The 19,576-nt window shown below is 70.6% G+C and carries 14 protein-coding genes; 4 read left to right on the top strand and 10 right to left on the bottom strand.

The window, feature by feature from the left end; genetic code table 11:
• Positions 1–750 (top strand): DUF3500 domain-containing protein (locus ACIRDX_RS08290; RefSeq protein WP_396624944.1); only part of this gene is annotated, 750 nt, incomplete at its 5' end.
• A 4-nt stretch (positions 751–754) separates the two neighbouring features.
• Here ACIRDX_RS08290 and ACIRDX_RS08285 read toward each other — a convergent pair.
• Positions 755–1,228 (bottom strand): hypothetical protein, encoded by a 474-nt coding sequence (locus ACIRDX_RS08285; protein WP_396624943.1) that lies wholly within the window; start codon positions 1,226–1,228, stop codon positions 755–757.
• Between the two features lie 124 nt (positions 1,229–1,352).
• On the opposite strand from ACIRDX_RS08285, the gene ACIRDX_RS08280 reads away from it, so the two are divergent.
• Both ACIRDX_RS08280 and ACIRDX_RS08275 read left to right on the top strand, forming a co-directional pair.
• Positions 1,353–3,089, top strand: a complete 1,737-nt coding sequence (locus ACIRDX_RS08280) for a dynamin family protein (protein WP_396624942.1) — start codon at positions 1,353–1,355, stop codon at positions 3,087–3,089.
• Positions 3,090–3,405: 316 nt separating this feature from the next.
• A complete protein-coding gene (locus tag ACIRDX_RS08275) occupies positions 3,406–4,641 on the top strand; it encodes an amidohydrolase family protein (protein ID WP_396624941.1) in 1,236 nt (411 codons plus the stop codon).
• A 69-nt stretch (positions 4,642–4,710) separates the two neighbouring features.
• On the opposite strand, the gene ACIRDX_RS08270 is transcribed toward ACIRDX_RS08275, so the two are convergent.
• From ACIRDX_RS08270 to ACIRDX_RS08255, 4 genes are all read right to left on the bottom strand, one after another.
• On the bottom strand, positions 4,711–6,225 hold the full coding sequence (locus ACIRDX_RS08270; protein WP_396624940.1) for an arylsulfatase: 1,515 nt from the start codon (positions 6,223–6,225) through the stop codon (positions 4,711–4,713).
• 6 nt (positions 6,226–6,231) lie between these two features.
• Positions 6,232–7,845 (bottom strand): carboxylesterase/lipase family protein, encoded by a 1,614-nt coding sequence (locus ACIRDX_RS08265; protein WP_396624939.1) that lies wholly within the window; start codon positions 7,843–7,845, stop codon positions 6,232–6,234.
• Positions 7,842–8,705: a sugar phosphate isomerase/epimerase family protein gene (locus ACIRDX_RS08260; protein ID WP_396624938.1), complete on the bottom strand. Its 864-nt coding sequence runs from the start codon at positions 8,703–8,705 to the stop codon at positions 7,842–7,844. Before ACIRDX_RS08260 ends, ACIRDX_RS08265 begins: the two co-directional genes overlap by 4 nt.
• A 79-nt stretch (positions 8,706–8,784) precedes the next feature.
• Entirely contained in the window at positions 8,785–9,687 is a 903-nt protein-coding gene (locus tag ACIRDX_RS08255) for a sigma 54-interacting transcriptional regulator (RefSeq protein WP_396624937.1), read from the bottom strand.
• Between the two features lie 895 nt (positions 9,688–10,582).
• Between ACIRDX_RS08255 and ACIRDX_RS08250 the strand changes: the two genes are divergently transcribed.
• On the top strand, positions 10,583–11,209 hold the full coding sequence (locus ACIRDX_RS08250) for a PEP-CTERM sorting domain-containing protein (protein WP_396624936.1): 627 nt from the start codon (positions 10,583–10,585) through the stop codon (positions 11,207–11,209).
• 417 nt (positions 11,210–11,626) lie between these two features.
• Here ACIRDX_RS08250 and ACIRDX_RS08245 read toward each other — a convergent pair whose 3' ends face one another.
• The 5 genes from ACIRDX_RS08245 to ACIRDX_RS08225 are packed head-to-tail and all read right to left on the bottom strand — an operon-like array spanning position 11,627 to position 19,268.
• The gene (locus tag ACIRDX_RS08245; RefSeq protein WP_396624935.1) at positions 11,627–13,057 is read right to left on the bottom strand and encodes an ATP-binding protein; all 1,431 of its coding nucleotides are present in this window, start codon (positions 13,055–13,057) and stop codon (positions 11,627–11,629) included.
• Positions 13,054–13,734, bottom strand: a complete 681-nt coding sequence (locus tag ACIRDX_RS08240) for a response regulator transcription factor (RefSeq protein ID WP_396624934.1) — start codon at positions 13,732–13,734, stop codon at positions 13,054–13,056. The genes ACIRDX_RS08245 and ACIRDX_RS08240 overlap by 4 nt, the downstream gene beginning before the upstream one ends.
• Positions 13,709–16,834, bottom strand: a complete 3,126-nt coding sequence (locus ACIRDX_RS08235) for an efflux RND transporter permease subunit (RefSeq protein WP_396624933.1) — start codon at positions 16,832–16,834, stop codon at positions 13,709–13,711. Before ACIRDX_RS08235 ends, ACIRDX_RS08240 begins: the two co-directional genes overlap by 26 nt.
• A complete protein-coding gene (locus ACIRDX_RS08230; protein ID WP_396624932.1) occupies positions 16,834–18,027 on the bottom strand; it encodes an efflux RND transporter periplasmic adaptor subunit in 1,194 nt (397 codons plus the stop codon). Before ACIRDX_RS08230 ends, ACIRDX_RS08235 begins: the two co-directional genes overlap by 1 nt.
• Positions 18,024–19,268, bottom strand: a complete 1,245-nt coding sequence (locus tag ACIRDX_RS08225; RefSeq protein WP_396624931.1) for a TolC family protein — start codon at positions 19,266–19,268, stop codon at positions 18,024–18,026. The genes ACIRDX_RS08230 and ACIRDX_RS08225 overlap by 4 nt, the downstream gene beginning before the upstream one ends.
• Positions 19,269–19,576 lie beyond the last annotated feature (308 nt).

The raw sequence follows: 19,576 nt of genomic DNA, 5'->3' as shown, positions 1-19,576 counted from the left end.
GAGTGGCTGTACCACGTGACCGTGATGGGCACGCCCTCGGCCACCGAGCCGTGGGGCTGGCAGGTCGATGGGCACCACCTGATCATCAACTACTTCGTGCTCGGCGATCAGGTGGTGATGACACCGAGTTTCTTCGGCTCGGAACCCGTGATCGCCACCAGCGGCAAGTACGCAGGCACGAAGATCCTGCAGGAGGAGCAGGCCGCCGGGCTCGCCTTCGTGAACGGGCTCGACGCGTCGCAGCGCACGCAGGCCATCCTGCACGCCGCCAAGACCGGCAACGACAACCAGACGGAGGCGTTCCGCGACAACGTCGTGATCCCGTATGCCGGCGTGCCGGCATCGTCGCTCACACCGGCGCAGAAGGCGGCGCTGCTCGACCTCGTCGCGCTGCACGTGGGCACGATGGACGACGGGCATGCGCGCGTGAAGATGGCCGACGTCAAGGCTCATCTCGACGCGACGCACTTTGCGTGGATCGGCGGCACTGCGCCAGACAGCGTCTTCTACTACCGTATCCACAGCCCGGTGGTCCTGATCGAGTTCGATCACCAGACGCCGGCCGGCCTGCGGGGCCGCTATCCCGCCGGCGTGCCCTTCCGCGAGCATGTGCACGTGGTGGTGCGTACGCCGAACGGGAACGACTACGGCAAGGATCTGCTCCGGCAGCACTACGCACAGCACCGGCATGCCGCCTCGCGCGGCGAGCCGATCCCGGGCCTGGCGCTCGACGCCCTCGCGCCGCGCTGACCCGTCAGGGCGGCGGCTGCCGCGACGCGTCGAACAGCGCGTGCATCTGCGCGACGGCGTGCTCGAGCAGCACGGCCCAGTGCCGCCGCGACTCCTCTGCGGAGGCCCGGATCTCGGCGCGGAGCTCGTCGCGGATGCCATGCATCTCGGCGCGGAGCGCGTCGCGGATGCCGTGCATCTCGCCACGCATGTCCTGCATCGCTGTTCGAAGGTGGTCGCCGGTGCCGAGCAATTCCGCGCGAGTCGCCAGCGGGGCAGAGGTGGCATGAATGACCATCACCAACTCCTCCCGAGTGCGCACAATCTGCGTCTCGACGCCTTCGAGCCTGGCCTCGATTGCCTCGACCCTGGCTGGCAGTGATCGCAGGGAACGAGCGTTTTCTTCGAGTGATTTCACGCGTTCGTCCAGTTCAGCCCGCATGGGAGCTCCTTCCTCGTGGCCAGCCCCATCGCTGACCCGCCAGAAGAGCTTTGCCAAGCCCATGCCGCCCGCGGGACGACGACGCTAGCATCGTCGCGGCACCGGCTCAAGATGGGGCGCGGCACCCCGCGCCCAAGGGCGCAATCGACGCGATTCGGCACCCCGTGCGATGCTGCCGCACATGGTGAGCACCCTCCTGCGCCCGGGCGACCAGGCCCTCGTCGCCGACGAGCGCCGTGTCCTCGAGTCGCTGCGCGACCTGCTGGTGAGGCTCGAGGCGACGCCCGACAGCCTCGAGGCCCTCGCGCGGTCGATCCAGCAGCTCGACGAGCTGTTCCTCGTGGTGATCGTCGGCGAGTTCAACGCCGGCAAGAGCGCCTTCATCAACGCGCTGCTGGGCGCGCCCGTCCTCAAGGAAGGCGTAACGCCAACCACCGCGCAGGTCAACCTGCTGCAGTACGGCGACACCGCCACGCGCGTGGAGCGGTCGCCGCACCTGCACGTGCTCACCGCCCCGGTGGAGTTCCTGCGCGAGATCGCCATCGTCGATACGCCGGGCACCAACGCGGTGATTCGCGAGCACGAGGCCATCACCGCCGACTTCGTGCCGCGATCCGACCTCGTGCTGTTCGTGACGTCGGCCGATCGCCCCTTCACCGAGACCGAGCGGCAGTTCCTGACCGTCATCCGCGACTGGGGCAAGAAGATCGTCCTGGTCATCAACAAGGTCGACCTGTTCGAGACCGACGCCGACCTGCAGCAGGTGCTCGGCTTCGTCGCCGAGCACGCCACGGCGGTCCTCGGCAGTGCCCCTGACACGTTCCCCGTGAGCGCGAAGCTGGCGATGCGGGCCAAGCAGGGCCAGCCGCAGGACTGGGCGCCGAGCCGGTTCGAGCCGTTGGAGCGGTACATCCACGAGCGCCTCGACCAGCGTGAACGCCTGCGCCTCAAGCTGGCCAACCCGCTCGGCATCGGACAGGCGCTCTCGTCGCGCTACCTGGAGGTCACCGAGGGGCGCCTCACGCTGCTGCAGGACGACCTGCGCCTGCTCGACGACGTGGAGAAGCAGCACGCGGTGTACCGGCAGGACATGGACCGGCAGTTCGAGTTGCGCATGGGCGAGATCGAGAACGTGCTGCTGCAGATGGAGCAGCGCGGGCACGCCTACTTCGACGAGATGCTGCGCATCGGCCGTGTCGTGGACCTGCTGAACAGGAGCCGCGTGCAGGACGGCTTCGTGCGTGAGGTGGTGGCCGATGCGCCGGTGCAGATCGAGCGCAAGGTCTCGGAACTGATCGACTGGATGGTCAGCGCCGACCTGCGCCAGTGGCAACAGGTCAACGCGCACCTGGCGGAGCGTCGCCGACAGTACCGCGACCGCATCGTTGGCGATCCGGAGCTGGCGACGTTCCACGTCGAACGCGGGCGCCTGCTGGAATCGGTGGGCAAGGAAGCCCAGCGCGTGGTGGAGGGCTTCGATCGGCAGCGAGAGGCCGCGTCGCTTGCCGAGGGGGCGCGCAACGCCGTCGCGGCATCGGCCGCTGTCGGGGCGGGCGCGCTCGGCCTGGGGACGCTGGTCACGATCGCGGCATCGACCGCCGCGGCCGACATCACCGGCATGGTGCTGGCCGGTGTCCTGGCCACCGTGGGCCTGTTCATCGTGCCGGCGCGCCGGCGCAAGGCGAAGGATGACCTGCGCGCCAAGATCCGCGACCTCCGCGAGACGCTGGCGCGGGCCCTGCGCACGCAGTTCCAGCAGGAGGTGGTGCGCAGCACCGAGCGGCTCAACGACGGCATCGCGCCCTACAGCCGGTTCGTGCGGGCCGAGCAGCAGTCACTCGGCGCCGTGCGCGAGGCGCTGGTGACCAGCCAGGGCGCGCTCGCCGAACTCCGCGCGCGAGTCGAGGCGATCGCATAGACGGGGTACGGGGTACCGGGTACCGGGTACCGGGTTCGAAACCTGGCACCCCCGGCAGCGCGCCCCGCAGCCCCGTCCTGGCACCAAAGAGCCCTGCCCCCTGCCCTCCGTACCCGGTACCCGGTACCGGGTACGGAACCCGCACCTCGTCAGCGCACCACCGATGTCCGCCATCGGCGACTGAACCAGGCCTCGAGTGCCGGGCTCGGAGAGCCGGCCCACCTTCCCGTAAGCCGTCAGCCCATGTGATCCGGTACCCCGTACCCGGTACCCGGTACCCGGTACCCGGTTCCAGGCCCGTGTGATACTCCCGCGCATGCGTCACTGGCTGCTGCCCGCCGCGACCCTCGCCGCCCTGTTCGCCTGCGCGTGGCCCGCCCGCGCCCAGGATCTCGACCTCGTCAACGCCACCGTCATCGACGGCACCGGCGCACCGCCTCGCGTGGGCGCGCATGTGCGCATCCGCGACGGCCGGATTGCCGCGGTGGGGCAGGGGGCGCTGCCCGACGCGGCGGGCGTGCGGCGTATCGACCTCGCCGGCCGATCACTCATCCCGGGACTGATCGATGCGCATGCGCACATCGCCACCCCCGATGCCGCCAGGCGCGCCGTCGAGTCGGGCGTCACGACGGCGCGTGTCCTCGGCGACATGTTCCTGCAGGCGCTCGGCACGCGTGATCTGGTGCGCGGTGGCCACGTGCCCGGACCCGAACTGCTGGTGTCGAGCAGCATCATCAGGCCCTCGCCAGGCATGGCGTTCTACCAGGCGTACCCGCAGTTCGGGCGCTTTGCGTCGGGCCAGCTGCGCGGTGCCGACGTGATCGCGGAGGTGGTGCGCGCGCAGGTCGCGCGCGGTGTCGACGTGATCAAGGTCGGGGCGAGCGAGCGGGCGGGGCTCGCCTCGACCGATCCCCGCCGCTCGGAACTCACCGAGGACGAGATCCGCGCTGCCGTGGACGCGGCTCGCGCGGCCGGCCGGCACGTGGCCGCGCATGCCCACGGCACGCCCGGCGTGCGGGCCGCCGTGCGCGCCGGCGTGCGCAGCATCGAGCACGGCACCTACGTGGACGACACGACGCTGGCGGAGATGCAGCGGCGCCAGACCTTCTTCGTGCCCACGCTCGCCGTGATGAGCCCGCTCGGCGATCCACGCGGCAACTCGACCGACGATGTCGCGCTGCAGGTGCGCACGTACCACATGATGGGGCCGCTGCGTGCGGCCGTGCGCAAGGCGAAGACGCTGGGCATCCCGATCGCCGCCGCCACCGACGGCAGCTACGCCGACGGCGACGACACCGGCCGCATCCGCGTGGCGCACGACATGGAGTTGCTGGTGCAAGCGTGCGGGTTCACGCCGCTCGAGGCGATCAGCGCCGCCACCGCCACGGGTGCGCGCGTGCTCGACATCGCGTCGAGAACCGGGACGATTGTCCCAGGCCTCGAGGCCGACCTCGTGGTGCTCGACAGGAATCCCCTCGACGACATGACCGTGCTCTTCGAGCCGCTCGTGGTGATCAGCAACGGGCGCGTGGTCGTCGATCGGATGTACTGAGTGCCGCCGAGGTAGGGCCGGGTGTCCCACCCGGCCGTGAGCCCAACGGCGCGATGCGGACATCGCGCCCTACCGTGAGCGGCCCTCGCGCTCGTACGTGGCGAGGAGGTCCTGCAGTCGCTTCACGACGTCGGGATGCGCCGCCTGCAGGTTCGTCGTTTCCTTCGGATCTGCCTCGAGGTCGTACAACTGCACGGCGGGCCGGCCGTCGGGTGGGGCCCCGATGTCGGAGGCGCGGCCGTCACCGGGCGCGAGCAGCAGCTTCCACTTGCCCTGCCGGATCGCGAACGCACCCGCATCGCTCTGCATCACGATGGCCTCGTGCAGCGGCGTCGTCGTTGACGGGTTGCGCAGGACCGGCATGAAGCTCACCGAGTCTTCCGCGGCGCCGTCGGCTACCGAGGCGCCTACCGCGTCTGCCACGGTGCGCAGCACGTCCGAGATGACGATGGTGCGGCTGGTCACGCCGCCCGGCGCGACCACGCCGGGCCAACGCACGATGAACGGCACGCGCGTGCCGCCTTCGTACAACGTGTGCTTGGTGCCGCGCCATCCGCCCGCGGCGTCATGGCCGCGCGGCAGCAAGGAGGCGATGCCGCCTGCCGGTGCCGGGCCGTTGTCGCTCGCGAAGATGACGAGCGTGCGCTCGGCCTGGCCCGTGCGCGCCAGTGCGGCGAGCACGGTGCCGATGGCCGCGTCCGTCTGCGCCACGAAGTCGCCGTAGGGGCCGAGCGTCGTGCGCCCCACGAACGCGCCGGTGGGCAGCATCGGCGTGTGTGGTGCGGCGAACGGCACGTACAGGAAGAACGGCGTGCCGGCCTTCGCCTGCGTCTCGATCACGCGCACCGCGCGCGCCGTCACCTCGTCGAGCACGGTCTCCGGGCGGAACGACGGTCCGGCCGCGCCCGGCCGATAGAACCCCGGCACGCCCTGCGGGATGCCCGGCAGGCGGCTCGTGGGCTGTTCGACCACGCGATTGCCGTCGACGTAGACGTAGTCGCGCATGTCCAGGGAGGCGGGGATGCCGAAGAACTCGTCGAAGCCGACAGCGAGCGGCCCGCCGGTGATCGGCTGCGTGTAGTCGATCCAGTCGGTCGGCCCCTGCGTGGTCGTGCGGTCGACCGTCGCGCCAGGCTTGGCGGCCCAGTGCAACCCGAGGTGCCACTTGCCGACGACGGCCGTGTGGTAACCACGCGCCTTCAGCATCGACGCGATGGTCGTGCGGCCGGGCTCGATCAGGGCGTCGCCGTTGCCCCACAGCACGCCCTTCTTCAGCGACGTGCGCCACGAGTACCGACCCGTCATGAGCGCGTAACGCGTCGGCGTGCACACCGACGAGCTCGTGTGGGCATCGGTGAACCGCAGGCCCTCGCGTGCGAGCTGGTCGAGGTGCGGTGTCGGGATCCTGCTGGCGGGGTTGAAGGCCGTCACGTCGCCGTAGCCCTGGTCGTCGGTCAGGATCACGACGATGTTGGGCGGGGGCGCCTGGGCGGCAGGGTGGAGGCTGGCGAGGGCGCCGGTGAGCACCACGGCCAGGAGCGCGGGCAGTACGAGGCGCGCGCGCGCCTGGCGTCGTGTGGGCATGGGGATTTACCGGAGCATGGCCGCCATCAGGCGGTCGAGCGTTTCGTATCGCGCTCGCGACGGCTCGGGCATGGCGCCCGTGGTGGTGTCGAGTCGCAGGACTCGCGACGGCGCGCTGCCCGCACTCGCCTGTCCGAGGCGCGGCCACTCGGGCAACCCCTGTCCATTGGGATCGCCCGTGCGTGCGAAGTTGGTCCAGTAGCCGCCGATCTGATCCGACAGCGCGCGATCGGCAGGTGTCCACGTCACGCCCTTCACGCTGTCGAGCGTGCCGAACACGTACTCGATCTCGCCGGCGTGCCTGGCGCCGACGTCCTCGGCCGTGACCGGCTTGCCGTTGCGGACCTGTCCGGGCGCCACCGGAATCGTGCGAGAGAACAGGTAGCGGTACACCGGCGCGTTGCCCGTGGCGCGGTGCGCCTCGATCCATTTCCACGTGCCGTACCCGATGAACAGGTCGCTCGCCAGCGCGGCGGCAGACTCGAGCGCCTCGGCGTCCGATCCGGCCGGATAGGCCTGCAGCAGCGCGTCGGCGGCGGGCCCGAACTGCTTGCGCGTGGTCTCGGCGAAGCTCGCCGCCGTGGGGCGGGTGGCGGCGAGCGTGACGCCAGACCGCGACTCGTCGGCATTCCAGCCTGCGAGCAGCGGCACGGGCGCCTGCCGTCCGGCGGCAAAGGTCGCTGCCACCGATTCGGGCAGCACCACGCCGTCGACCGACGTGGAGAACCACGGCTGCCAGGTGGCCGCGGCCTTGAGCACGGCGCCGGCCTCGAGAGTCCGCAGCGCGTCGACGGTGGTCGCGCCGAGGCTGGTGCCGAACTTCTCGCCGTTGGCCTCGGCAGCGGCCTTCGGCGCGATCGGGAGCGAGCCCCCGAACGGCGCGCCGCTCTCGCCAATCACCTTGTGGAACAGCCCGCGCGCCGAGGGCACGGCCATCAGCGTGCTCACGGCGAACGAGCCCGCCGACTCGCCGAAGATCGTCACGTTGGCAGGGTCGCCGCCGAAGGCCGCCGCGTTGTCGCGCACCCACTGCAACGCCGCCACCATGTCCTGCAGCGCGTAGTTGCCCGAGCTGCCGCGTGCGTCGTCTCGCGACAGCGCGGGATGGGCGAGGAAGCCGAAGACACCGAGTCGGTAGTTGATGGTGACCAGGACGACGCCGCGGCGCGCCAGCGACACGCCGTCGTGGCGCGGCTCGTGTGAGGCGCCCACCTGGTAGCCGCCGCCGTGGATCCACACCATGACGGGCAGCTTCGCGCTGGCGTCGGCGGCCGGCGTCCAGAGGTTGAGGTAGAGGCAGTCCTCGCTCGGTGCCCGATCGAACACGATGTCGTCGAACAGCGGCACCTGCATGCACTGGGCGCCGAACGCATCGGCCCGGCGCGTGCCCGTCCACGCCGCGACCGGCTGCGGCGCCTTCCAGCGCAGCGGCCCGACGGGAGGCGCCGCGTACGGCACGCCCTTGAAAACGCGAATGCGTCCGCTGTCGACGGTCGTGCCTTCGAGGAGCCCGCCGGTGGTCCTGACCTGGCTGTTCGCGATCCCCGTGCCCATGGTCGCCATCAAGGCCGCCGCGCCGAGCGTCGCGGTGGCGACTCGCCTCGCGCGCCAGGGCCTCATGCCCGCATGGCCTTCCAGGTGGCCAGGCACTTCTCCATGGTCTCGAACGGCGTGAAGCGGCTGCCTTCCTGTTCGATCAGGTAGGTCTCCACGCCGCCGACGGCCTCCGCCGCGGCGCGGATGTCCTTCCAGGGGGCGACGCCTTCGCCGGTGAGGACGTGGTACCCCTTGTCGGGGCCCTCGCCGGGCGCCCAGTCCTTGCAGTGGATGCTGGCGATGCGGCCGGGATTGGCCTTGATCCAGCCGACGGGATCCTGGCCGGCCTCGATGCAGGTGCCGACGTCGAGCTGGAGCACGAAGTCGCGCGGCGTGCCCTTCGCGATCACGTCGATCGGGCGCGTGCCGTCGATCGACATGAACTCGGTCTGGTGGTTGTGGAAGCCGGCGCGCATGCCGAGTGGCCGCAGCGTCTCGGACGCCGCGGCCAACTGGGCGGTGACGCGCTTCCAGTCGTCGAGCGTCTTGACGGCGCTGCCGGCGCCGGCCATCACGATGAGCGACGAGCCCATGATCTGGTTCAGCTCGATTGCCTTCTTCAGGCCCTCGGGCGTGAACACGTTCGCGCCGTTGTGGGTCGACGGCGCCTTCAGTCCGACATCGTCGAGCAACTGGCGGACCTGTCGGGCATACGCCGGATCCCACTGGTAGTACGGCGAGAAGAACTCGACGGCCTGGTAGCCGGCCTTGGCGACGGCGCGTACCGTGCCGAACAGGTCCTTGGCGAGTTCCTGACGGACCGAGAACAGCTCGAGGCCGACCTGGGGCTTGCCGGCGGCCGACAGCGCGGCCACGAACGGGGAAGTGACGGCCGCGGCGAGGAAGGCGCGACGAGACAGCGACGAACTGGCGGGCACGGGCATGGAACCTCCGGAACGTCGCGAGTCTGACACAACAGATGCGCGACGAGAACCCGGAGGCTGTGCCCGGCAGGAGCCCGAATCAGTTGCCGGCCGTGTTGGCGCCCTGCAGATCGGCGCCCGTGATCGGCACACCGAGTCGGGCCGACATCCGGTACAGCGTGCGGCGGTCGATGCCGAGCGCCGCGGCGGTCCGGGTGCGGTTGCCCGCGAAGCGCTGCAGCGCGTACACGAGGTACCGGCGCTCCAGTTCGTCGAGGGTGGGCATGTCCGAGAAGGGATGCGCACCAGCAGGCGTGCCCGCCACCGCGTCGACGCCGATGTCACTGGCCTCGACGACGGGGGTGCGGGCGGAGGCGACGAGTCGCTCGACCACGTTTTCCAACTCCCTGACATTGCCTGGCCAGTCCAACTGGCGCAGGCGTGCTATGGCTCCGCTCGAGAAGGTGACCGCTCGTCCGGCGCGCTGACTGGCGCTTCGCGAGAAGTGCTCCACGAGCACGGGGATGTCCTGCCGACAGTCCCGCAACGGCGGGACCCTGATCAGGAACACGGCAAGGCGGTAGAACAGATCCTGGCGGAATCGCCCGGCGGCGATCTCCGCTTCGACGTCGGCGCCGGTGGCCGCCACCACCCGGGCGTCGATGCGTACGGGAGCCGTGGCCCCCGGCGGGCGCACGGCGCGGTCCTGCAGTGCGCGCAGCGTCTCGGCGACACGGTCCATCGACGCAGGATCGGAGAGGACGATGACTCGAACGTCCTGCGATGCCGCGCGGTAGGCGCGGATGACATCGAGGCCGTTCGCACCGGAAGGGAATTCGAGACCGGTGACGACCACGTCCATGGTCCGACGGCGCGCGTGATCGAGCGCCTCGGCCGGGTTGGTGACGATCCCGACCTGACGGTCGGGTGCTGCGAGGACGCGCCCCAGTTCGAGGGCGCGGTCGCGGTCCTCGTCCACGATGAGAACGGTCCTGGTCGCCACCGCTGAGCAGCGTACAGAGGAGCGTGGCTGAGCAAATGCTGTCCTTGGTCTAGCTTCCACCAAGGAATCGCGAGGATTTCTGCCGATTTCGTGACTAGTTGCCGCGCCTGTGTCGATTCGCCACAATTTGGGTCAATGTCGTGATCGGGTGTGCGCGGGGTGGGGGGCTCGAGCCCCGCTGCCTGGCTGTCTTCCGAGCGCCAAGCGCCAGGCCCACGCCTGCCGACGACCGCCTGCCGCCTGCCAGCTGTGTTCGGAGCAGTCGAGCGAGGCTCTCTGGATCACGGATCAGGTGGGTAGGGAGACGGCTTGTACCCGGAAGGGCGACCAGGCGTCCGTCCATGTTCTTCAGGCGTCTTTCCGGGCTAGTCACTCCTGATGGCGACTCCTTGAACTCGGCCGCGCGGCATTTTCTGAAACATTGACGAGGAATGACAGTCAGCAGTGACTATCTATAGATAGTAAAAAGCAGGGATACTGATGATTATTATTGTGACAAAAGCCTCTATTTGTAGTGTTTCGCCACATCATTGCAGATGAGTGACTAACCAAGGGATGGTTCAGGCGTGCGAATCCAGGTTCGTGATCCGTTTCTGCGGATGAATTTCTGCTTTTCTGAGAACTACTGAGGCGCATGCGACTGGGCCGTGCCACGCCTGATCACGATTTCCGGTCAATTTCCTCGAAAAATCGCGGATCAGCACACTTGGCATGCCGAGTGCATATGGAAAGGTCAACAAGTTGCGCCGTGCGCCTCGGGGGAGGTAGACGGCACCGGCTCGTGAGGGCCGTCAGGGGCGCAATACGGCAGGCTCCGGCAGCATGTGGTTGCCGGGCAGTTCTGATTCATGAAGGCGGCGGACCTACGGGGCCGCTGCACAGGGGAGAAATGGAAATGAAGCTCGCCCGTCTCTTTGGTGCCGCGGCTCTGGTCGCCGGCCTCGCACTCAGCACGACCGCCCAGGCGGCGCCGATCTCGGGTTCGATCAGCGTCTCGGTGGCCGGCGTCTCGATCTCGCCGATCGCGGGGATCGACGTCGGCACGACCTTCACGCTCGCCGACCTGTCGACGGTCTTCCCGGTTCCCGCGGGTAACAACTCCATCGTCAACACGAGCACCACTGGTGACTTCGTGCCGGCGATTGCCCAGAACTTCCTGACGTCGCCCCTGACGGCGACGGTGGGGACGCCGCTGACGTTCTCCGGCGCGTTCGGCAGCTACAACGGTCTGGTGACCTTCGCGCATCTCAATCCGGGTGCGACCCCCAGCTCGCGCACGGTCAGCCTCCGCGCCGAGGGCACCTTCACGCCGGCCGGTCCGCTGGCTGGCTTCGACCCGAACTCCATGCGCCTGACCTTCGCGGCCACGCAGTCGGGTGTCGTGGCGCAGGACGACGAGAACGCGTCGTTCTCGCTGTCCTACACGATGGTGTCGCCGTCGCCGAAGGTTCCCGAGCCGGCCACGCTCGCGCTGCTCGGCCTCGCGCTCGGCTCGGCGGGCTTCCTGCGCCGCCGCCGCTAAGCTCCAATGATGTAACGGCTGCCGGATACGCACGCCCGCGTTTCCGGCAGTCGTGTGTTCGGGCCGCTTTGGCCGCGGCCTCCTGGCCACCGCCGCCAGGCCCGCCGGTTTCGAGCGCCCCCGCTCCCCCGGAGACGCCCGACCGGCCAGGAAACGTCCGCCGCAGGGCGGCCCCCGCCGTGGCTCCCCCCGCGCGGCCCGCTCTTCTCGGACCGCGAACGCCTCTCGCTCCTCACGGAGCGGGGGGCGTTCGTTTTGTCGGACGGCCGTGCCGCCCGATGGGCGCCGCGCCCGCCACTCCAGATCTCGAGGACGTTCTGTCGACAGGGCGGTGGGTGTCGGGGCCGTGCGTGCCGGCTCTCGGCGTAGGCGCACACCTGCCGCCCCGAGCCGCGTGCCGTGTGCGCAGCACCCGGGTCAGGCGTCCTGCCGTTGGCCCGGGACCGCCAACTCGAAGACCGTGCCGGCATCGCTCGATGTGCGAATGCGCAGGCTGCCCCCGTGCCACACGGCGATGGCCCGACCGAGTGCGAGTCCCAACCCACTCCCGCCCGTCCGCCGCGATCGTGACGGCTCCCGACGGTAGAACCTGTCGAAGACCCGCTCCCACTCGGCGGCGGGAATGCCCGGACCGGAGTCCACCACCTCCAGCCGCAGCCGCCCGGTCTGCCACGCATCGTCTGGAGCGGGCTCATCGTGCCCCCTGACGAGCACGGAGCCGCCGTCGCGGTTGTATTTGACGGCGTTGGCGATCACGTTCTCGATGGCCCGGGCCAGCAGCACCGGCTGTCCGTAGGCCACGAGGTGGTCGAGGCCTTCGTGACCCAGCGCGATGCCGCGGCTCCTCGCTTCCGCCTCCACCCGCGTGTACGCCGCGTCGACCAGGGGCCGCAGCGGCACTTCCTCGGCGCGCAGGTCGCTACTGCCTTCCTCGGCCCGCACCAGCACCATCAGTTGCTCGGCCATGCCGGCAAGGCCGTCGATCTGGCCCCGCAGGCGCTGCAGGGTCTCCTGGTACTCCGCCGCCGTCCGCTCGCGCCGCAGCGTGACGTCGATCTCGCCCCCCATCGCGGTCAGCGGCGTGCGCAACTCGTGCGATGCGTCGGCCGCGAATCGCCGGTTGCCGTCGATCACGCGATGCAGCCGGTCGAGCATCTCGTTGAGCAGCCGCGTCATGCGCCCGATCTCGTCGTCCGTACGCGGCGGATCGAGGCGCATGTCGATGTCGCCGGTGGCGATGCGCGCCGCCCGCGCCGTGATCTCGTCGATCGGGCCGAGGGCGCGCGAGGCGAGCAGGGAGCCGAGCCAGGCGGTGAAGGCCAGACCGAAGACCCACACCGCGATCAGGACCGCGGCGAGCCGGCCGAGCAGGGCGTCGAGCTGATCGGTGAACAAGCCGACCGCCGCGATGTACGGCGCACTCGCGTCGCGAATGTGCGCCGTCACCAGCCGGCCCCGTCGCCCGTCGATGTCCACGGCGACCACGCCGTGATCGTTGCCGCGGGCCCGCGCGAAGGCCGCCTCGTCGAGCACGCGCCGCCCGCGCAGGATCGACGAACCGAACACCACTGTGCCGTCCATCGCGTAGTACTGCACGAACTTGCCCGTGAACTCGCCGCCCCCGAGGTCCTCGATGGGAATCTCGTGCAGGTGCAGGGCGCCGCCGGCGTCGGTGGACGAGGCGATCTCGGTGGCCGCAAGCGTGCGCAGATTGGCGTCGAGGTCGCGCTCCGCGTAGACGCGCACGCCCATGTACACCGCGGTGTTGGCGCAGGCGAGCAGCAGCCCGAACGCCGCCGTCCAGCGCAACGTCAACCGCGCCCGGAACGAGAGGGGCTGGACGGTCACGGTTCTCCGCGCGAGAGCATGTACCCGAGGCCACGGATCGTCCGGATCCGGTCGGCGGCGGACGTACCCGCGAGCTTGCGCCGCAGGTAGCCCACGTACACGTCGGCGAGGTTGGAGCAGGGGTCGTACTCGCCGCCCCAGACGTGCTCGGCGAGCTGGTCGCGCGAGACGATGGTGCCGGCCCGCCGCATGAGGTACTCCAGCAGCCGATACTCCGTCGCCGTCAGGGGCACCGACACGCCGTCCACGGCGGCCTGGTGGGCCTCCTGGTCCAGGGTGAGCGGCCCGGCCTGGAGCACGGACGACAGACTGGCGGTGCGCCCGCGCCGGGTCAGCGCCCGCAAGCGTGCCACCACCTCGTCGAAGGCAAAGGGCTTGAGGAGGTAGTCGTCGGCACCGGTGTCGAGCCCTCGCACGCGGTCGCCGACCGTGTCGCGCGCCGTGACCATCAGGATCGGCGTGTCCACGCCCTGCGCGCGAAGGCGCCGACACACCTCGAAGCCGTCCTGCCCGGGCAGCATCACGTCGAGCAGGATGGCGTCGTACTCCCCGGCCAGGGCCTGCGCTTCGCCGGCGTCGCCGTCCTCGGCCAGGTCCACGAGGTGCTGGTCCTCGCGGAGGCCCTTCACGAGGAAGTGGCTGATCGTGGGGTCATCCTCGACGACGAGCAGTCGCATGGAAGCGGTCCTCGATCATTTCGTACACCACCGGCAGCACGATCAGCGTGAGCAGGGTCGCCGTGATGATGCCGCCGATGACCACCGAGGCCAGCGGCCGCTGCACCTCGGCGCCGGCCCCGTGCGAGATCGCCATGGGCACGAACCCGAGTGCCGCCACGAGCGCCGTCATCAGCACGGCCTTCAGCCGCGACTCGGCTCCGCGCAGCACGGACTCGTGCAGGGCGTGGCCCTCGGCCCGCAACTGGTTGATCGCGGTGACCATCACCACGCCGTTGAGGACGGCGACGCCGAAGAGCGCGATGAAGCCCACCGACGCCGAGAGGTTGAGGTTGAGGTCGCGCAGCCACAGCGCGGCAATGCCCCCGACCAGCGCGAACGGCACGTTGAGGATGATCAGGGCCGCCTGCCTCACGTTGCGGAACGTCACGTACAGCAGCGCGAAGATGATGGCGAGCGACAGCGGGATGACCAGCGCGAGTCGGGCGGTGGCGCGGGCCTGGTTCTCGAACTGCCCGCCCCATCGTACGTAGTACCCCACCGGCATCTTCACGGCGGTCATCCGCGACTGCGCCTCGGCGACGAAGCTGCCGATGTCGCGGCCGCGAACGTTGCACTGCACCACGAGGCGCCGTTGGCTCCCCTCGTGGCTGATGGCTTCGGGCGTGCTCGAGCGGCGGATCGCCGCGAGGCGCGACAGCGGCACCTTCTCGCCGCCAGGCGCGGTGATCAGCACGTTCCCCAGCGCCTCCTCGTGGGCCCGGACCGCCTCGGGGAACTTCACGACCACGGGGATCCGGCGCGGGCCGTCGAGCACCTCGGTCGCATCGGTGCCGCCCACCGCCGCCTCGACCACGCGCTGCACGTCCTCGACATGCAGGCCGTAGCGGGCAATCGCCTGCCGGTCGATCGTCACCTCGAGCTGCGACGCCCCCGAGAAGATCTCCACCTGCAGGTCGGCCACGCCGCGCACCTTGCCGAGGATCGCCTCGATCTCGCCCGCGAGCCGCTCCAGCGTCGTGCTGTCGTCGCCGAAGATCTTCACGGCGACGTCCGCCTTCACGCCCGACACGACCTCGTCGAGTCGCATCGCCATCGGCTGCGTGAAGTTGACCTGCACACCAGGCATCTGGCCGAGCGCCTCGGACAGGGCCTCGATGAGCGCGTCCTTGTCGCGCCCCGTCGTCCACGCCTCCTCGGGGTGGAGGTTGACGTAGACGTCGCCCTGGTAGATGCCCATCGCCTCGGTGGCCAGCTCGGGGCGACCGAGCTTGGTCACCACCTGCGACACCTCGGGGAAGCGACGCACGATGCCCTCGACCTTCGTCGAGATGCCCACCGACTCCTCGAGCGACACCGACGGCAGCTTGCGGGTCTCGATCAGCAGCGCGCCCTCGTCGAGGCGCGGCATGAACTCGGTGCCGATCCAGGCCAGCGAGGCGATGGCGGTGCACACCACGACGAGCGCCACGGCGATGGTGCGCAGGCGATGGCGCATCGCGTCGGCGAGGTGCCGGACGTAGCGTTCCCGCAGGCGCAGGAACCAGGCCTCCTCGTGGTGGGCGCCCTCCATCTTCAACAGCAGGGAGGAGGCGGCGGGCACGGCGGCCAGTGCCAGCAGCAGGGCGCCGAAGATGGCCGAGCACACCGTGATCGCCATCGGGCGGAACATCTTCCCCTCGAGTCCCTCGAGCGTGAAGATCGGCAGGTACACCGCGATGATGATCAGCACGCCGAACAGGATCGGCCGGGCCACCTCGATGGCGGCCGGCGTGAACAGCGCCAGCCGCATCCGGCCGGCCTCCTTCCGGTCGACTGGCATCACCGACTCGGCCTCGGCCCGTCGCCGGACGAAGTTCTCCATCATCACGACGGCGCCGTCGACGATGAGGCCGAAGTCGATCGCACCGAGCGACATGAGGTTGGCCGAGACGCCGAACAGGCGCATGCCGATGAAGCCGCACAGCATCGACAGCGGGATCACCGACGCGACGATGAGCGAGGCCCGCACGTCGCGCAGGAAGAAGAACAGCACGGCGACGACCAGCAGCGACCCTTCGAGCAGGTTCTTCCGCACGGTGGCCGCCGTGCGATCGATCACCTGCGTCTGGTCGTAGAAGGGCACCACCTTGACGCCGGCCGGCAGCGCCTTCTCGATCTCCGCGATCCGCACCTTGGCGCGGTCGCCCACGTCGCGCCCGTTCTCGCCCTTGAGCATGATGACCATGCCCGCCACCGTCTCGCCGCGCCCGTCGCGCGTCACGGCGCCCTGCCGCGGCATGGCACCGGTGCGCACGTCTGCCACGTCGCGCACCAGCACCGGCACGCCGTTCACCGCCGTGATGACCACCGACTCGATGTCGGCGTGGTCGCGCAGCAGGCCCACGCCCCGCACGGTGGTGCGCTCGGCGCGGCGCTCGATGAAGCCGCCGCTGAACGAGAGGTTGTTGCTGGCGATCGCCTCGAGGAGCTGCGTGAGCGTGAGGCCGTACCGCTCGAGCCGCTGCGGGTCGACCACCACGTGGAACTGCTCGGTGAGGCCGCCCCACGTGTTGATCTCGCTCACCCCCGGCGTGGCGCGGAGGCGGTTGCGGACCGACCAGTCGTGCAGCGTCTTGCGCGCCATCACCGAGGTGTCGTCGCCCTCGATGAGGTACTGGTAGATCTCGCCGAACGCCGTGGCCACCGGACCCAGCGTCGGCTCGGCGCCAGGCGGGATACGGCTGCGCGCCTCGTTCACCCGCTCGGTGACCAGCTGGCGCGCCAGGTAGACCGGCACGGCGTCCTCGAAGACCACCGTCACCATCGACAGCCCGAACTTCGAGATCGACCGGACCTCCTCGGCCCCCGGCGTGCCCATCAGCGCCGTCTCGATCGGATACGTGATGCGCTGCTCGACCTCGGGGGCGGCCAGGCCCGTCGCCTGCGTCACGACGACGACCTGGTTGTTGGTCAGGTCGGGAAAGGCCTCCACCGGGAGGTCCCGGTACGCGTAGACGCCGGTCACCACCAGCGCCAGCACGCACACGAGCACGAAGCCGCGCTGCCGCAGTGCCGCAGCGGTGAACCGTTCGACCAGGCCCATGCCGGTGCCGGTCATCACTCGCCTTCCGGGGACGCCAGCAGCTGCGACTTGAGCAGGAAGGCGCCGCGCGTGACCACGCGATCGCCGTCGACCAGCCCGCGACGGATCTCGACGCGGCCCTCGCGCTCGGCGCCGGTCTCCACCTCACGCGGGACGTAGCGTCCGTCGGCCGCCGGGACGAACACGACCCGGCGCTCGCCCAGGTCCTGCACGGCATCCACCGGCACGTGGACCATCGGCGCCGGCGCGATCCCTTCGAGCTGCACCCGCGCGAACATGCCCGGCTTGAGTCGGCCGTCGCCGTTGGCCACGCGGCAGCGCACCACCACGCGCCGGGTCGCCGCGTTGATGGTGTCGCCGATCAGCGTCACCGTGGCCGGGAACCGCTCGGCCGCGTACGCGGTCACCGCCACCTGCACGCCCGCGCCGACCTTGACGCGCGCGAGCACGGCTTCGTCGACCTCGGCCAGCACCCACAGCGAGGACGTGTCGCTGACCACGAAGAGCGGCGTGCCCGGCGTGACGGCGGTGCCCGTCGTCACGAGCCGCTCGAGCACCACGCCGGCCTGTGGCGTCCGCACCGGGATGATCTCGGTGGCCGCAGCCGTGGTCTCGTTGCTCGAGATGCCCAGGTGCTCCAGCGATTCGGTGGCACGCCGCACCTCCGCCTGCGCCATCGCGAGTTGCTCGGTGGCGGCGGCCCGCGCGGCGCGTGTCCGTTCGAGTTCGAGCGTCGAGGCCGCCTTGTCGGCCACCAGCCGCTCGGTGCGCGCGAGCGCATCCGAGGCGTACGAAAGCTCCTGCTCGACCCGCCGCCGGTCGGCCACGGCCTTGCGGTAGTCGCCCCAGCCGTCGTGCACCTGGTGGCTGTGGAGCCCGGCCAGCAACGCACCCTGCCTGACGCGGTCGCCGACGTTGGCGTGGGTCGCCGACACGACGCCCTCGACGAGGGCGCCGATGCGCGCCGTGCGGGTGTCGTCGAGCGCCACGGTGCCGACCGTCTCCAGGACGTCGCCGACGGCCTCGGCCTTCACGGCCTCCACGGTGATGCCCGCCAGCTGCTGCGAGGTCTTCGAGAGCACCACCGCCTCGGCCGGTGCCGGCGGCGCGGCCGCCGGCTCCTGCGGCGACGTGCCGGTGCACGCCACGCCGGCGGCCAGCGCGATCAGGGCCAGGCCCAGGCGGGCGTGGGGAAACACGACGGTCATGGCAGGGGATCCTCTCCGAGCGCCAGGCGGGCGCGGATGGCGGCCGTGGCGGCATCGAGCTGCACCGCCAGGGCCTCACGCTGGGTGTCGAGATACACGCGATCGGCGTCGACGAGCGCGAGCGCATCGCCCGTGCCCTCGCGGAACGCCGCACGGGCGGCTCGCTGGGCGATCACGGCAGGTTCCACGAGCTCGGTCGCGACACGTGTCGCCTGGTCGCCGAGAATCCGCGCGGCCAGCAACGCTTGCTCGACGTCGGCGCGGCCAGCAGCCCGCGCCTGCTCGAGCGCCAGCATCGCCGCGGTGACGTCGGCCTCGGCGCGCAGCCGGGCGGGGGCGTTGCGCAGCCCGAACGGCAGGTCGATCGAGATGCCGGCCGTGCCGGTATTGAAGCCCGAGGTGCGCTTGTAGCCGCCCGTGGCCGCCAGGGCCGTGCCGCCCAGCGCCCGTTCGGCCGCCGATGCGCCCTTGCGCTCCTCGAGCCATGCCGCCGCGGCGCGCACGTCAGCCCGCTGCTCGACGGCCGCTGCCACGTCGGCCGCGCCCACCGGCGGCACCGGCGGCACCACCACGCGCTCGGCCAGGGCCGCGCCGTCCTGCCCGACGAGCACGCCGAGCGTCAGCGCGCGCTGGCGGAAGTCGAGGTCCGCCCGCACATGGGCCACGCGCGTGCGGGCCTGCTCGGCCTCGAGCTTCCGCAGGTCGCCCTCCGGGGCCACGCCTTCCGCCACGCGTCGCCGCATCAGCTCCACGACCTCCTCGATGGCCCGCCCATGGACGGCCAGCAAGCCAGCGGCCTGGCGCGCCCGCGCGACACCCAGGTACGCATCGACCACCGCGAGGTCCACGCCACGCCGCTGCGCGTCGACTTCCTGCACGAGGTACGCGCGTGACGCCTGTGCGGCCGCGATGCGCGTCGACCGGCGCGCACCGAAGTCCAGCGGCTGCGTGAACCACGCGAAGGCGTCGTGCTGCAGGTCCTGCGGTCCCAGGTTCTCGATGGAGAGATCGATCGTGGGGTTGCGCCAGCGCCGCGAGGCCTCGACCACGCCGTCCTCGGCGGTGGCGCGTGCCTGCGCCGCCCGGACCGCGGGCGCGTGGGCGCGAGCCAGGGCCACGGCCTCGGCCAGCGTGAAGGGGGCGGCAGCCGGCGGCGGAGCCGGCGGAAGGGCGGCAGGCGCCATCTGGGCGCCGGCGGTTGCCGGGAGCCACAGGCAGGCCAGCAGCGCGGCGGACGCCATGCGCAGGTCCATCACCGCCCACTGTCGCAGGGCGGCGTGAGACGCGCATGAGAGGCGGCACTTGCCGGCCGCCTCCCCGGACGGCGGCGTGGCGTGAAGGGCGCCACCGTCGGGTGAATCCGATGCGCGCGAGGCGATTCGGACAGGGGCAATGCGAGATTCGAGTCGCAACAGTGGCATCAGGATCGACCAGCACGAGGCTAGGTGAATTCGGTCAGAAAGCCACAAGATGTGGCAACAGGCATGAATTATTCAGCCAGTTCCGACCCCTTTTTTCCGCCGGCCGACAGACTCTGTCTCATTTTTTG

Origin of the sequence: Luteitalea sp. (assembly GCF_044337415.1) — a bacterium.
Lineage (GTDB): Bacteria > Acidobacteriota > Vicinamibacteria > Vicinamibacterales > Vicinamibacteraceae > Luteitalea.
This window is presented reverse-complemented; position numbering and strand designations above follow the sequence as displayed.

Excerpts from the sequence above, each read along its gene's own strand:
- ACIRDX_RS08240 (WP_396624934.1), bottom strand. The coding sequence starts at position 13,734 with ATGCGACTGCTCGTCGTCGAGGATGACCCCACGATCAGCCACTTCCTC.
- ACIRDX_RS08225 (WP_396624931.1), bottom strand. The coding sequence starts at position 19,268 with ATGGCGTCCGCCGCGCTGCTGGCCTGCCTGTGGCTCCCGGCAACCGCC.
- ACIRDX_RS08230 (WP_396624932.1), bottom strand. The coding sequence starts at position 18,027 with ATGACCGTCGTGTTTCCCCACGCCCGCCTGGGCCTGGCCCTGATCGCG.
- ACIRDX_RS08250 (WP_396624936.1), top strand. The coding sequence starts at position 10,583 with ATGAAGCTCGCCCGTCTCTTTGGTGCCGCGGCTCTGGTCGCCGGCCTC.
- ACIRDX_RS08235 (WP_396624933.1), bottom strand. The coding sequence starts at position 16,834 with ATGACCGGCACCGGCATGGGCCTGGTCGAACGGTTCACCGCTGCGGCA.
- ACIRDX_RS08270 (WP_396624940.1), bottom strand. The coding sequence starts at position 6,225 with ATGCCCACACGACGCCAGGCGCGCGCGCGCCTCGTACTGCCCGCGCTC.
- ACIRDX_RS08260 (WP_396624938.1), bottom strand. The coding sequence starts at position 8,705 with ATGCCCGTGCCCGCCAGTTCGTCGCTGTCTCGTCGCGCCTTCCTCGCC.
- ACIRDX_RS08275 (WP_396624941.1), top strand. The coding sequence starts at position 3,406 with ATGCGTCACTGGCTGCTGCCCGCCGCGACCCTCGCCGCCCTGTTCGCC.
- ACIRDX_RS08265 (WP_396624939.1), bottom strand. The coding sequence starts at position 7,845 with ATGAGGCCCTGGCGCGCGAGGCGAGTCGCCACCGCGACGCTCGGCGCG.
- ACIRDX_RS08280 (WP_396624942.1), top strand. The coding sequence starts at position 1,353 with ATGGTGAGCACCCTCCTGCGCCCGGGCGACCAGGCCCTCGTCGCCGAC.